We start from the raw sequence: 12,844 nt of genomic DNA on the forward strand, positions 1-12,844 counted from the left end.
GGGGTGCGATGGTCAAGCCGCGGCGACTACTGTTCGGGATCAAACGAAATTTCGAGGAGGGCCTGTGAACGACGTCCCGTACGAGGAGTGGCGCGCCCGCGCCGCCGGGCTCGTCCCGTACACCGGGCACCACGTCGGCGGCGTGTTCACCGGCACCGGCACGACGCCGGTCGTCTCGCCCCGGGACGGCAGGACGATCGCGCGCGTCGCGTCCGCCGGGACGGCCGAGGTCGACGCGGCCGTCTCAGCCGCCCGCGACGCCTTCGACACCGGCCCGTGGCCCCGCCTCTCCCCCGCCGAGCGCAAGGCCGCCCTGCTCCGCTGGGCCGACCTGGTCGAGCGCGACCGCGCGACGCTCGCCCTCCTGATCAGCCTGGAGATGGGCAAGCCGATCACCGAGGCGTACGGGATCGAGCTGCGCGCGGTGATCAACTGCCTGCGCTGGTACGCCGAGGCCGCCGACAAGCAGCTGGACGAGTCGCCGCGCACCGCGTCCTCGTCGCTGGCGCTCGTCACCCGGGAGCCGGTCGGCGTCGTCGCGGCGGTCGTCCCGTGGAACTTCCCGCTGACGATGGCCGCGTGGAAGCTCGCCCCCGCCCTCGCCGCCGGATGCGCGGTCGTTCTCAAGCCCGCCGAGGAGTCGCCGCTGTCGGCGCTGCACCTGGCCGCGCTCGCCACCGAGGCGGGGCTGCCGCCCGGCGCGTTCAACGTCGTCAACGGCCCCGGCGAGGTGGCCGGACGCGCGCTCGGCGAGCACCCCGGCGTCGACGTCCTCGCCTTCACCGGCTCCACGGAGGTCGGCCGCCATTTCCTCCGCTACGCCGCCGACTCCAATCTGAAGCGCGTGTGGCTGGAACTCGGCGGGAAGTCGCCGAACATCATCCTTCCGGACGCCCCCGATCTGGAGGCCGCCGCCGACACGGCCGCGTGGGGCATCTTCTTCAACGCGGGCGAGATGTGCACGGCGCCGTCGCGGCTGCTCGTCCACCGCTCGATCGCCGCCGAGGTCGTGGACCGCGTCGTCGCCCGCGCCGAGTCGCTGCGCACCGGCGACCCGCTCGACCCGGCCACCGAGATGGGGCCGCTGGTCTCCGCCACGCATCACTCCCGCGTCCTCGCGCACATCAGGGCCGCGCAGTCGGACGGCGCCCGGCTGCGCACCGGCGCCCAGGTCGACGGGCGTTTCATCACGCCCACGGTCTTCGACCAGGTGAAACCCGAAATGCGGGTGGCGCGGGAGGAGATCTTCGGGCCCGTCCTCGCCGTCCTCGAATTCGACGACGTGGACGAGGCCGTCGCGCTCGCCAACGACACCGACTACGGCCTCGCCGCCGCCGTCTGGACGTCGAACCTCTCCACCGCGCACCGCGTCTCCCGCGCCCTCCGCGCCGGGACGGTCTGGGTCAACTGCTACGAGGAGGGCGACATGAGCGTCCCGTTCGGCGGCGTCAAGCAATCGGGCCACGGCCGCGACAAATCCCTGCACGCCCTCGACAAGTACACCGACCTGAAGACGACGTGGATCGAACTGTGACCAGCCCGACGCGCCCGCTGATCGCCCTTCCGGCCCGTTTCTCCGAGTCTGCGTCCGCGCTCCGCTACCGGGCCGAGGTCGCGGCCCGCGCCCTTGTGGAGGCGGTGTTCCAGGCGGGTGGTGAGCCGTTCATCATGCATCCCGCCGCGCCGTTCGACGCGTCCCGGCTGGCGCGCTGCGACGGCGTCCTGCTGCCGGGCGGCGGCGACCTGCACCCGCGCCATTACGGCGAGAAGACCGAGCACGAGGCCCTTTACGACGTCGACGACGAGCAGGACGAATTCGACCTCGCCCTCGCCGCCCACGTCCTGGAGGCGGGCGTCCCGACCCTCGCGATCTGCCGGGGCCTGCAAATCGTCAACACCGTTCTCGGCGGGACGCTCAACCAGCACATGCCCCGCGACCACCGCCACAAGGTGCATTCGGTGAACGTGAAGCCCGGCACCCTTCTGGCCAAGACCCTCGACACCGAGGAGACCACCGCATCCTGCTATCACCACCAGGCGATAGCGACCCTGGCCCCCGCCCTGACCCCGACGGCATTCGGGTTCGACGGCACGATCGAGGGCGCGGAACTGGCGGAACCCGGGCATTGGTTCCTGGCCGTCCAATGGCATCCCGAGGACACGGCCGCCACCGACCGGACGCAGCAGTCGCTGTTCAACGCCCTGGTGCAGGCGTCCGCCCGTTCGTCCGCTCAAGGAAGGCGTCGATGAGGGCGAAGGTGCGGCGGGTCGACTCGGCCTCGTCCCGCTGAACCTCCGCCAGGACCGCTTCGGGGTCGATGCCCCGTGCGCGCATGAGCGCGGCGGCGCCGTGCGCCGCCCAGAGCCCGAACTCCTCGGTCGTGATCTCGGGGTGGAACTGCACGCCCATGGAGCGCCCGAGGACGAACGCCTGCGAGGAGACGGCGCTGCGCGCGACCTCCACGGCGCCCGGGGGCAGGACCCACCGGTCGAAGTGGAACTGGAACCAGGGGCCGGGGCCGACGAGCGAGGGGTCGTCCGTCTCGACGTCCACCCAGCCCATCTCGGGGCTCGGCGACCGCTCCACCGCGCCGCCGAGCGCCGCGGCGAGCGCCTGGCCGCCGAAGCAGACCCCGAAGACCGGAACCCCGGCGCGGTGCGCGGCGGCGAGCATCCGCAACTCGGGCTCGACCCAGGACGCGACGGCCGGGTCGTACACCGACCAGGGCGCGCCCATCGGGACGATCAGATCCCACTCCTCCGGGTCGGGGAAGTCGAAGACCACGCCCGGCGTGTGCTGCCGCTCCTCGGGCACCACCATCAGTTCGGTGACCTCGTACCCGTGATGGACCAGCCGCTCCCCGACCGGCCCGGACGGCGAAACATGATCATGTTGTACCAGCAGCGCGCGCACGGCACCCCCTCCCGGACCAAATCGTAAGCCCCCAAACGACCTTTCCCGTACCGGTTCGCCGCAATGCGTACGGTGGCCGCTTTCCTACGAACCGTCCCCGAATCGGGGCCACCCGGAACAGGGAGCGGCGGGAGGGCGCGGCGAGCCCGCGCCCCACAGGGCTCAGGGCTTGCGGACGATGAGGTGGCCCGAGGGGACGCGCTCGCTCTCCAGGGCCGCGCGGCCGACCCGGCACACCTCCACGAAGCCCGTCTTGCCAAGCAGGGCGGCCATCGGCTCCAGCGGCCAGAGGTAGGCGAGCGCGACCCGGTGGTCGTACGGGACCGGCTCGTCGCCGTCGCAGGACTGGAACCCGATCAGCAGGTGCCCGCCGGGGACGAGCACCCGGTACAGCTCGGCGAAGACCGGCGGCAGGTCGTCCGGGGCGGTGTGGATCGTCGAGTACCAGGCGAGGACGCCGCCGACGCTCTCGTCCGCGATGTCGAGCGAGGCCATCGTCCCCACGTCGAAGCGCAGGTCGGGATGCTCGGCGCGGGCCAGCTCGATCATCTCCGGGGACAGGTCGATCCCGAACGCGTCCAGTCCGAGCGACACCAGGTGGCCGGTCAGCCGCCCCGGCCCGCAGCCGAGGTCGGCGACGGGGCCGAGGCCCCGGACCATGTCGGCGAACGCCGCGAGCATGGCGCGGTCGAGCGTCATGTCGGCGAGGGCGTCGCGGAAGGTGTCGGCGTAGAGCTGGGCGACGGCGTCATACGCCTCGCGCGTGGCGGATTCGGTCATGGGCCGGAACGGTAGCGCGCCTGCCGGGACGCCGCCGTGCCGGGCGCGAGGCCCGCCAGGGCGCGTCCGACGGCGGCGGCCGCGCGGCGGCAGAACGCCTCCGGCTCGTCGGCGGCGTCGGGACGCTCGTCCACGAGGACGTCGGCGAACCCGTCGCGGAGCAGGTCCGCGGACCGGACGCCCTGCGCCGCCGCCAGCTCGTCCGCGCGGGCCGGGGTCCGGTGGACGATCAGCGACGCCCCCTCCGGTGGCAGCGGCGCCAGCCAGCCGTGCCGCGCCACGAGCACCCGGTCGGCGGGCAGCAGCGCGAGCGCCGCGCCGCCCGCCCCCTCGCCGAGCAGCAGGCACAGCGTCGGCGCGGGCAGCGAGATCAGGTCGGCGAGGCAGCGCGCGATCTCCCCGGCGAGGCCGCCCTCCTCCGCCTCGGCGGACAGCGCGGCGCCCGGCGTGTCGACGACGGTGACGAGCGGCAGGCCCAGCCCGGCGGCGAGCCGCATGCCGCGCCGCGCGACCCGCAGCCCGGCCGGGCCGAGCGGGTTCCCGGCGCGCTGTCCGGCCCGGTCCTGGCCGACGAGGACGCACGGCGCCGCGCCGAACCGGGCGAGCGCGAGGACGATCCCCCGGTCGGCCTCCCCCTCGCCGGTGCCCGACAGGGGCGTGACGTCCGCCGCGCCGTGCCGCAGCAGGTCGCGGACGCCCGGACGGCCCGGCCGCCGCGACCGCTCGATCGACTCCCACGCCGCCGTCTCCGGCACCGCCGCCGGGACGAGCGGCACCGGCGGGGCGGCGGCCGGAGGGGCGGACGGCGGGGCGCCGCACAGGACGTCCAGCGCGCGGGCCGCCACCTCGGCCAGGTCGTCGACGCCGACCACGGCGTCCAGCAGCCCCTTCGCGGCGAGGTTCTCGGCGACCTGCACGCCCGGCGGGAACGGCTCGCCGCGCAGCCCCTCGTACACGCGCGGCCCGAGGAACCCGATCAGCGCGCCCGGCTCGGCCGCCGTGACGTGCCCGAGCGACCCCCAGGACGCGAACACTCCCCCGGTCGTCGGATGCCGCAGGTAGACGAGGTAGGGCAGTCCCGCCGCGCGGTGCGCCGCCACGGCGGCGGTGATGCGCGCCATCTGGACGAACGCGGCCGTGCCCTCCTGCATGCGGGTCCCGCCGGACGACGGCGCGGCGAGCAGCGGCAGCCGCTCGGCGGTGGCGCGCTCCACGGCGGCGACGATCCGGTCGGCGGTGGCGAGGCCGATCGACCCGGCGAGGAAGCGGAACTCCGACACGACGAACGCGACGCGGCGGCCCCGCAGCCGCCCCTCCCCGGTGTGGACGGCCTCGTCGCAGCCGCTGCGCTCGCGGGCGGCGGCGAGGTCCCGGCCGTAGGGCGAGCCGGGATCGGGCCCGGTTCGGGGCGGGACGTCCCAGGACGTCCGCCGGCCGCCGTCGAGCACGCGGCGCAGCAGCCCGCGCGCCCCGACCCGTTCCGTCACGTGCTCCATCATGACCGTGAGGGCTGGTCAGGGGCCGTCCGGGGTGGACACTGGAGGCACCGTGGCAGAAGGGACGTCGCCGTGTCCGAAGAGATCACCGTGCCCGCAGAGATCACCGTGCCCGCAGAGATCACCGTGCCCGAAGAAGGCGACGCGGAGGTCCGCTTCGCGTCCGCCCGTGAGCTGGCCCGCCGGATCCGGGCGCGCGAGCTGTCCGCGCGGGAGGTCGTGCAGGCGCATCTCGACCAGATCGAGCGGACGAACCCGCAGGTCAACGCCATCGTCACGCTGGTCGCCGAGCGCGCCCTCGACCAGGCGCGGGACGCCGACGAGCGACTCGCCCGCGGCGCCGCCCCCGGTCCGCTGCACGGCCTGCCCGTCGCGCACAAGGACACGCACGCCACCGCCGGGATCCGCACGACGTCCGGCTCGCCGATCTTCGCCGACCACGTCCCGGCCGCCGACGACCTCGTCGTCGAGCGGATCCGCGCCGCCGGGGCGATCACGCTCGGCAAGACCAACGTGCCGGAGTTCGCCGCCGGGTCGCACACGTTCAACCCGATCTTCGGCGTGACCCGCAACCCCTACGACCCGTCGCGGTCGGCGGGCGGGAGCAGCGGCGGCGCGGCGGCCGCGCTGGCCTGCGGCATGCACCCGATCGCGGACGGCAGCGACATGGGCGGCTCGCTGCGCAACCCCGCGTCGTTCTGCAACGTCGTCGGGTTCCGGCCGTCGCCGGGACGGGTGCCGTCCTGGCCGGTGCCCGCCGGGTGGGCGACGATGGGCGTGCAGGGCCCGATGGCGCGGACGGTGGCCGACGCGGCGCTGCTGCTGTCCGTCCTCGCGGGCCCGGACCCGCGCAGCCCGATCGCGCTGGAGACGCCGGGCTCGGCGTTCGCCGTCCCGCTCGACCGCGACCTCGCCGGGCTGCGCGTCGCCTGGTCCCCCGACCTCGGCGGGACGGTCCCCGTCGACCCCGCCGTGACGGGTGTCCTCGAACCGGCCGTGAAGGTGTTTGAGGAGCTGGGCTGCGCGGTCGAGGAGGCGTGCCCCGACTTCTCCGGCGCGGACGAGGTCTTCCGGACGCTCCGCGCCTGGCATTGGGACGTCGCCCTCGGCTCCCTCCTGGACGAGCGGCGCGCCGACTTCAAACCGTCCCTCGCCGCCAACATCGAGGCAGGCCGCGTCCTGTCCGGCTCCGACGTCGGGCGCGCCGAAGCCCTGCACACGGCGCTCTTCCACCGCGTCCGGGAGTTCTTCGGACGGTACGACGCGCTCCTCCTCCCGGTCAGCCAGGTCCCGCCGTTCGACGCCGGGATCGAGTACCCGGACGAGGTCGCCGGGCAGCCCATGCCCGACTACCTCGAATGGATGCGGTCGTGCTTCCTCGTCTCGGCGACCGGCTGCCCAGCCCTGTCGGTGCCCGCCGGGTTCACCGGGGACGGCCTCCCGGTCGGGCTCCAGATCGTCGGCCCGCACCGGGCGGACCTCGACGTCCTGCGGATCGGGCACGGGTTCGAGCAGGCCACCCGCCATGGGACGCGCCGCCCTCCTCCCGCCTGAGTCCGCTCGCCTGAGTCGGCGCTCAGCCGTCGTCCAGCGGGAGGCGCAGGACGAACCGCGCGCCCTTGTCGCTCTCGGCGGCGACGAGCGTCCCGCCGTGCGCGCGGGCGATGTCGCGGGAGATCGTCAGGCCGAGCCCGGTGCCGCCCGGGTCGCGGCCGCGGCCCTCGGCGAGCCGCTGGAACCGCCAGAAGACGCGCTCGCGGTCCTCGGGGGCGATGCCGACGCCGTCGTCCAGGACCTCCAGGACGGCGTCGCCCCCGTCCGCCGCGACCGTCACCCACACCCGCGACGCGGCGTGCCGCTCGGCGTTGTCGAGCAGGTTCGTCAGCAGCCGGACGAGATGGTGCGGGGTCGCGCTCACCATGATCCCGTCCGGCGCGGCCACCTCGATCGGGACGCGCCGGGGCCGCCGCCCCGTCTCCGCCCGGACCAGCTCGCCGAGATCGATCCGCTCCCGGGAGACGTGCACGCCCGCGCCGAGCTTCGCGAGGATCAGCAGGTCGCTGACGATCCCCTGGAGCCGGTCGGCGTCGGCGAGCGCGGCGCGGGCGACGGCGGGCCAGTCCTCGTCCTCGGGGTGTTCGAGGGCGACCTCGAGCTGCGCGCGGAGGCCGGTCAGCGGGCTGCGCAGCTCGTGCGAGACGTCCGCGACGAAGCCGCGCTGCCGGGTCAGGGCGGCCTCCAGCCTGCCGAGCGTCACGTTCACCGACTCCGCAAGCTCGGACACCTCGTCCTTCGGGCCGGGCACGGTGACCCGGCGGCCCGCGCCGCGTCCGGTGATCTCGGTCAGCTCGCCGCTCATCACCCGCACCGGGCGCAGCGCCCGCCGCACCGACAGCGACACGATCCAGGCGAGCGCGACCGTCGCGATCACCACCAGCCCCGCGAGCAGCCCGGCGAGCAGGCCCCGGTACCGGACGAACAGCGTGCTGGGCGCGCCCACGTGCACGATCCGCCAGCCGCCGGGAGAGCTCACCTTCTCGGAGACGACGTACACCGCGCCCTTCCCCGGAATGTCGATCGTGTGGGACTCGGGATGCCCGGGCCTGCGCGGCGGCGGGACGTCCAGCGGCCCGTGCCCGGCCAGCGAGTCGCTCGACGCGACGAGCGCGCCGTCCGCGCTCACCACCTGGAGGAGGGTGAACTCGGTGTCCTGGACGGGCAGCGTCCCGTGCGGGTCGGTGCTGTGCACGAGCGTGCTCACGTCCGTGACGACGAAGTCGCCGCGCTCGTGCAGCCCGCCGTACACGACGCCCCGGACGGCCTGGTAGAAGATCACGGCGCCGATCGTGAGGAGCAGCGCCACGACGAGGGTCGCGGCGGCGGTCACGCGGGTCCGCAGCGACCAGCGCGACGGCGTCAGCACGCCCCGGAATCTCCGCACCCCGGCGCCCCTCCCCCTTCCGGCACGCGCGGCCCGCACGCGGCGCCGGGCGCCGCGCGCGTCCAGCGCCTGGGGGTTGAACGCAGAACTGGTTGTTACCTGGTCATTGCTCGCCGAAACATGGCCGCACGCTGGGCGGACGTCCCGATCGACCTCCGATCGTCCTCGGGGTGCACGCGGCGTGGCGACCGCGTGACCTCCTCATTTCCGGACGATCCGTCGGCCCTGCGAATGGCGCGTTCCACGGCACGGCCCGCGCACTTCCTGGAAGATCACGCCATAATCCGCCGCCGAACGGGGATGGACGGACTGCGGGAGAGACACCGGGTGCCCGCGGAGACCCCAGAGACCACGGGAACACCGGAGCCGAAGGCCCCGGAGGACGCCGGGGCCCTCGGGAACGAAACCTCGGGAACGGAGTAACGGGAGCGGGCATGGACGGAGACATCAGGCCGCTCGAACCCGCCGACCCGCGCGAGGTCGGCGGCCACACGCTGCTCGGCCGCCTCGGCACCGGCGGCATGGGGACCGTCTACCTCGGCGCCGACCCGGTGTCCGGCGGGCGCGTCGCCGTGAAGACCATCCATCCGCACCTCGCGGGCGACCCGGCCTACCGCCGCCGCTTCAAGGACGAGGCGTACCTCGCCGGGCGCGTCGCGTCGTTCTGCACGGCGCGGGTCCTCGCGCACGGGGAGGAGGACGGCCGTCCCTACCTCGTCACCGAGTACGTGGGCGGCATCTCGCTGCACGACCGGCTCGTCGACGACGGCCCGCTGCCCGCCGCCGACCTGCACGGCGTCGCCGTCGGCGTGGCGTCCGCGCTCGCCGCGATCCACGCGGCCGGGCTCGTGCACCGCGACCTGAAACCCGCCAACGTGATGCTGACGCTGTCCGGGTGCCGGGTGATCGACTTCGGGATCGCGCGGAGCCAGGACATGCCCGGCGCCACCGCCGCGACCGGCAAGGTCCTCGGCACGCCCGGCTGGATGGCGCCCGAGGTGCTGATCGGCGGGCCCGCGACCTCGGCCGCCGACGTGTTCGCCTGGGGCTGCCTCGTCGCCCACGCCGGGACGGGGCGCATGCCCATCGGCGGCGACCCGGCCACCCTGCGCACCGGGGCCGACGAGCCGGACCTGTCCGGGCTGCCGGAGCCGCTCGTCCCGGCGGTGCGGTGGGCGCTCGCGCGGAATCCGGCGGACCGCCCGCCCGCGTCGGAGCTGCTGCTCGCGCTCGTCGCGCAGCCGCCGGTCGGCGTCGGGGCGGCCGCGCGGCCGGCGCCCGCGGCGGCCGTGGCGGCGGGCGGGGTGGAGATCGCCGTGCCGCGCCGGCCGCGTCCGGCGCCGTCCCCGCCGCCGCACGTGCCCCCGCGCCTCGCCGCCGATCCGGTGGAGACGCCGACCAAGGCGTTCACGCCGCTCGGCTGGGCGGTGACCGGGCCGTCGTCCCGGACGCGGCTGCTCGCGGGCCTCGGCGCCGCCGCGGGGACCGTGCTGATCGGCGCCATCATCGTCGGCCGCGCCCAGGCCAGGCTCGACCAGCGGGCACGCCGCTAGCGGGCGCGCCCGCGGCGGGTCAGGTGCGCCAGATCACGACGAGGGCGCAGTCGTCGTCGCGGGCCGCCGCCATCGTCTCGACCAGCTCGCGCGCGCCGCTGCCGAAGCCCTGCGGGACGAGCCGCTCCGCCTCGCCGAGCAGCCGGTCGATGCCCGCGTCGAGGTCGCTGCCGGGCGACTCGACCAGCCCGTCGGTGTAGAGGAGCAGCGCGTCGCCGGGGCGGAGCGTCCCGTGCTCGGGGACGCACCGCAGGTCCGGGACGACGCCGAGCACCACGCCCTTGGCCGAGCTGACCTGCCAGACGCCGCTGCCCGCGTCGAACTGCACGGCGGGCGGATGGCCCGCCGACTCCACCGTGTACTCGCCGGTCTTGAGGTCGACCACGACGTGGACGGCCGTGACGAAACCCTCGTCCCACCGCTGGCGCTGGAGGTAGACGTTGCACGCGGGCAGGAAACGATCAGGCTGGACCGATCCAAGCAGCCCCCCGAACGCACCGGACAGCATGAGCGCTCGTGTCCCGGCGTCGGTTCCCTTTCCGGACACGTCGACGAGCGCCACCTCCAGCGTCCCGCCGTCGCAGGTCGACACGACGAAGTCGCCGCCGAACGACGACCCGCCCGCCTGCAGCAGGACGACCTGCGAGCCCCAGCCGTCCGGCAGCTCGGGCAGCTCGCCCTGGCGCTTCAACCGGTCGCGCAGCTCCAGCAGCATCGAGTCGCCGCGCAGGCCCTGGACGCCGAGCTTCTGCCGCGTCCGGGCGAGGCTCAGCGCGAGCACCGCCGTGATCGTCAGCGTCGCGATCATGCCGGGGCCGATCGCGGCGACGTCCTGCGAGGCGTTGTAGGCCGCCATCGCCACGACGACGCCGAGCAGCGCCAGCAGGGCGCGGACCTTCAGCAGCAGCCCGCCGCCGAGCACGATCAGCACCAGCGCGCCGGACGGGGCGAGGCCGCGCGAGTCGCTGGACGTGGCGAGCCCGATCGCGATCGCGGCGGCCGCCAGCCCGGCGAACATGTACCGCTCCCTGGTGAGCTTGCCCCTCCGGAGCCAGCGGTACAGCGCCACCAGGATCGGGATCCTGCGCAGCACGGCTCGCAGCCTCGGCGGAAGGAAATGCACCAGTCGTTGAAGCATTACTCCGGCACTGTACCGACCAAACACGTCCGGGGGCCCGCATCCGGGGCACCGGCGGGGCCTTGCAACGGTCCAGCCTCTTATGATCCTGATTACCTGCGTTCTTTGAGGGAGCGGCACATGGGGCAGCCCGGCATGCGGATCACGGTGGACGCGGCGATGCGGGCGCGGGACGTGTCCCGGCCGAGACCGGAGGGCGAGGGGCCGCCGCAGCCCGTTTCGCAGCCGCCCGCCCCCGGGGACTCGGCGGCGGGGGCCGCGCGGCGGACGAAGGCCGCCAAGAACGAGCGGCGCCGCCTCGGCAAACGCGGCGGCGCGCCCCGGCGGCCGTCCGCGGACGGGGCCTAGCCCCGGCGCGCCGACGGGTCCCGGAGCCTGCCACAATCGGGCCCATGCGCGTGTTTCTGGGAACCGACCATGCAGGCTTCGAGCTGAAGGAGCACCTGGTCTCCTGGCTGAAGGAGAACGGGCACGAGGCCGTCGACTGCGGCGCGTTCGAGTACGACGCCGCGGACGACTACCCGCCGTTCGTCCTGCGCGCCGCCGCGCGGACGGCCGCGGAGCCCGGCACGCTCGGCGTCGTGATCGGCGGCTCCGGGAACGGCGAGGCGATCGCGGCCAACAAGGTCAAGGGCGTCCGCGCCGCGCTGGTCTGGAACGAGGACACCGCGCGGCTCGCCCGCGAGCACAACGACGCGAACGTCATCAGCATCGGCGCCCGGCAGCACGACCTGGCGACCGCGACCCGGTTCCTTGAGCTCTTCCTCGGCACCGCGTACTCCGGCGAGTCGCGGCACACCCGCCGGATCGACATGCTCTCCGACTACGAGCGGACCGGCGAACTCCCGCCGCTGCCCGACGAAGGCTGACGTCCCGCCCGGCCGGGCTACTCGTCGCGCCGGCGGTCGATCCGGGTGCGGTCGGCGAGGTCGAGGTCGTCGTCGTCCCGCTCCGGGGTGTCCTCGGGCGGGTCGGCGGGGGCGTCGTCCCGCTCGTCCGCCGTCTCGGGCTCCGGCGGCTCCTCGTCGTCCGCCGCGGGCTCCGGCGCGGGCGCCTGCGGAGTGGACGGCGCGGCGGGCTGAGCGGCGGGCTCGGCGGCGGGCTGGGCGGGCTGCTGCGGCGGGACGGGCGGCGCCCCGAACTGCTGCGGCGCGGACGCTCCCGGCTGCTGCTGCGGCGGCACGGGCGCGGCGCCCCACGGCGGCTGCTGCCCCTGGCTCTGCGGCGGGACGTACGGCACCGCCGACGGATGCGGCTGCATCGGCTGCTGCGGTGGCATCTGCTGGTGCGGCTGCATCTGCTGAGGCGGCGCCTGCTGCGGCATGGGCTGCTGGTGCATCTGCTGCTGCGGCAGGTGCGGGCCGGGCTGCTGCGGGACGTACGGCTGCTGCCCGCCGTACGGCTGCTGGCCGCCCGGCGGCATCCCCTGCTGCACGCCCTGCTGCATGCCGTACGGCTGCGCGCCGCCCCCGTACGGCTGCTGGACGCCCGGCGTGCGCGGCCGGGACATGAGGAAGCCGCCCACCGCGCCGAGCCCGGCGATCCAGCCGAACGCGAAGCCGGACGAGACGCCCTGGCTGATGGACGTGAAGATCGCCTCCGACGCGGACCTGAGGTCGAGCGTCCAGTACAGCAGGGGGCCGAACACGAGCCCGGCGATCCCGGCCGCGACGATCGCGGCCCACCAGCCGACGATCAGCGCGCCGAGCGGGCCGCGGTTCGCGTCGAGGATCCGGCCGGCCGCCGCGACGAGCGCCGCCAGCAGGACGTAGAACAGCAGGGTGGTGAAGTCGACGGCGAGGACGAACGTCCACTTCGAGCCGTCGGCCGGGGTGAACCGCCATGCCAGCGCGTGCGACCATGACACCAGCGGGCCGATGCCCTCGTTGTACCTGAAGTCGCTGTCCCTGATGGCGTCGACGACCCACTGGTTGTCGAAGAGGAGAGCGAAGACGGCGACGGGGAGCACGGCGCCGCCCGCCATCATGAGGATCCGGCGCATCGTCATGGTCGAAGGGTAGT

At 74.8% G+C, this 12,844-nt stretch carries 12 protein-coding genes; 6 read left to right on the top strand and 6 right to left on the bottom strand.

The genetic code is table 11. The features are described 5' to 3' along the window. The first annotated feature begins 64 nt into the window (after positions 1-64). Positions 65-1,534, top strand: coding sequence for an aldehyde dehydrogenase (locus FXF68_RS42915; protein WP_222869742.1), 1,470 nt, complete (start codon positions 65-67; stop codon positions 1,532-1,534). Next, positions 1,531-2,250 carry a gamma-glutamyl-gamma-aminobutyrate hydrolase family protein gene (locus FXF68_RS42920; protein ID WP_222869743.1) on the top strand — a complete coding sequence of 240 codons (720 nt, stop codon included), beginning with the start codon at positions 1,531-1,533 and terminating at the stop codon, positions 2,248-2,250. The genes FXF68_RS42915 and FXF68_RS42920 overlap by 4 nt, the downstream gene beginning before the upstream one ends. Here the strand turns inward: FXF68_RS42920 and FXF68_RS00485 are convergent. From FXF68_RS00485 to FXF68_RS00495, 3 genes are all read right to left on the bottom strand, one after another. Then, positions 2,195-2,914 (bottom strand): type 1 glutamine amidotransferase, encoded by a 720-nt coding sequence (locus FXF68_RS00485; protein ID WP_148756843.1) that lies wholly within the window; start codon positions 2,912-2,914, stop codon positions 2,195-2,197. The two genes, FXF68_RS42920 and FXF68_RS00485, sit on opposite strands and share 56 nt — an antisense overlap. Before the next feature lie 162 nt (positions 2,915-3,076). Next, a complete protein-coding gene (locus tag FXF68_RS00490) occupies positions 3,077-3,694 on the bottom strand; it encodes a class I SAM-dependent DNA methyltransferase (RefSeq protein WP_148756844.1) in 618 nt (205 codons plus the stop codon). Beyond that, positions 3,691-5,181 carry an acetyl-CoA carboxylase carboxyltransferase subunit alpha/beta gene (locus FXF68_RS00495; protein ID WP_246178055.1) on the bottom strand — a complete coding sequence of 497 codons (1,491 nt, stop codon included), beginning with the start codon at positions 5,179-5,181 and terminating at the stop codon, positions 3,691-3,693. Before FXF68_RS00495 ends, FXF68_RS00490 begins: the two co-directional genes overlap by 4 nt. 135 nt (positions 5,182-5,316) lie before the next feature. Here FXF68_RS00495 and FXF68_RS00500 point away from each other — a divergent pair, with 135 nt between their 5' ends. Then, a complete protein-coding gene (locus FXF68_RS00500; RefSeq protein WP_187437785.1) occupies positions 5,317-6,744 on the top strand; it encodes an amidase in 1,428 nt (475 codons plus the stop codon). A gap of 22 nt (positions 6,745-6,766) precedes the next feature. Here the strand turns inward: FXF68_RS00500 and FXF68_RS00505 are convergent, their stop codons facing one another. After that, the gene (locus tag FXF68_RS00505; RefSeq protein ID WP_148756846.1) at positions 6,767-8,113 is read right to left on the bottom strand and encodes a sensor histidine kinase; all 1,347 of its coding nucleotides are present in this window, start codon (positions 8,111-8,113) and stop codon (positions 6,767-6,769) included. A gap of 452 nt (positions 8,114-8,565) precedes the next feature. Here FXF68_RS00505 and FXF68_RS00510 point away from each other — a divergent pair, with 452 nt between their 5' ends. Further along, a complete protein-coding gene (locus FXF68_RS00510; RefSeq protein ID WP_148756847.1) occupies positions 8,566-9,684 on the top strand; it encodes a serine/threonine-protein kinase in 1,119 nt (372 codons plus the stop codon). Positions 9,685-9,703: 19 nt separating this feature from the next. Here FXF68_RS00510 and FXF68_RS00515 read toward each other — a convergent pair whose 3' ends face one another. Then, positions 9,704-10,822, bottom strand: coding sequence for a PP2C family protein-serine/threonine phosphatase (locus FXF68_RS00515; protein ID WP_148756848.1), 1,119 nt, complete (start codon positions 10,820-10,822; stop codon positions 9,704-9,706). A 120-nt stretch (positions 10,823-10,942) separates the two neighbouring features. Here FXF68_RS00515 and FXF68_RS00520 point away from each other — a divergent pair, with 120 nt between their 5' ends. Both FXF68_RS00520 and FXF68_RS00525 read left to right on the top strand, forming a co-directional pair. Continuing rightward, a complete protein-coding gene (locus FXF68_RS00520; RefSeq protein ID WP_148756849.1) occupies positions 10,943-11,170 on the top strand; it encodes a hypothetical protein in 228 nt (75 codons plus the stop codon). 44 nt (positions 11,171-11,214) lie between these two features. Next, positions 11,215-11,691: a ribose-5-phosphate isomerase gene (locus FXF68_RS00525; protein WP_148756850.1), complete on the top strand. Its 477-nt coding sequence runs from the start codon at positions 11,215-11,217 to the stop codon at positions 11,689-11,691. Positions 11,692-11,708: 17 nt separating this feature from the next. On the opposite strand, the gene FXF68_RS00530 is transcribed toward FXF68_RS00525, so the two are convergent. Beyond that, positions 11,709-12,830 carry a hypothetical protein gene (locus tag FXF68_RS00530; protein WP_148756851.1) on the bottom strand — a complete coding sequence of 374 codons (1,122 nt, stop codon included), beginning with the start codon at positions 12,828-12,830 and terminating at the stop codon, positions 11,709-11,711. Positions 12,831-12,844: the final 14 nt, after the last annotated feature.

This window comes from Actinomadura decatromicini, assembly GCF_008121305.1.
GTDB classification, from domain to species: Bacteria; Actinomycetota; Actinomycetes; order Streptosporangiales; family Streptosporangiaceae; genus Spirillospora; species Spirillospora syzygii.

What these genes read in the sequence shown, in the direction of transcription:
- FXF68_RS00510 (WP_148756847.1), top strand. Translation starts at nt 8,566, where the DNA reads ATGGACGGAGACATCAGGCCGCTCGAACCCGCCGACCCGCGCGAGGTC.
- FXF68_RS00490 (WP_148756844.1), bottom strand. Translation starts at nt 3,694, where the DNA reads ATGACCGAATCCGCCACGCGCGAGGCGTATGACGCCGTCGCCCAGCTC.
- FXF68_RS00525 (WP_148756850.1), top strand. Translation starts at nt 11,215, where the DNA reads ATGCGCGTGTTTCTGGGAACCGACCATGCAGGCTTCGAGCTGAAGGAG.
- FXF68_RS00520 (WP_148756849.1), top strand. Translation starts at nt 10,943, where the DNA reads ATGGGGCAGCCCGGCATGCGGATCACGGTGGACGCGGCGATGCGGGCG.
- FXF68_RS00530 (WP_148756851.1), bottom strand. Translation starts at nt 12,830, where the DNA reads ATGACGATGCGCCGGATCCTCATGATGGCGGGCGGCGCCGTGCTCCCC.
- FXF68_RS00515 (WP_148756848.1), bottom strand. Translation starts at nt 10,822, where the DNA reads ATGCTTCAACGACTGGTGCATTTCCTTCCGCCGAGGCTGCGAGCCGTG.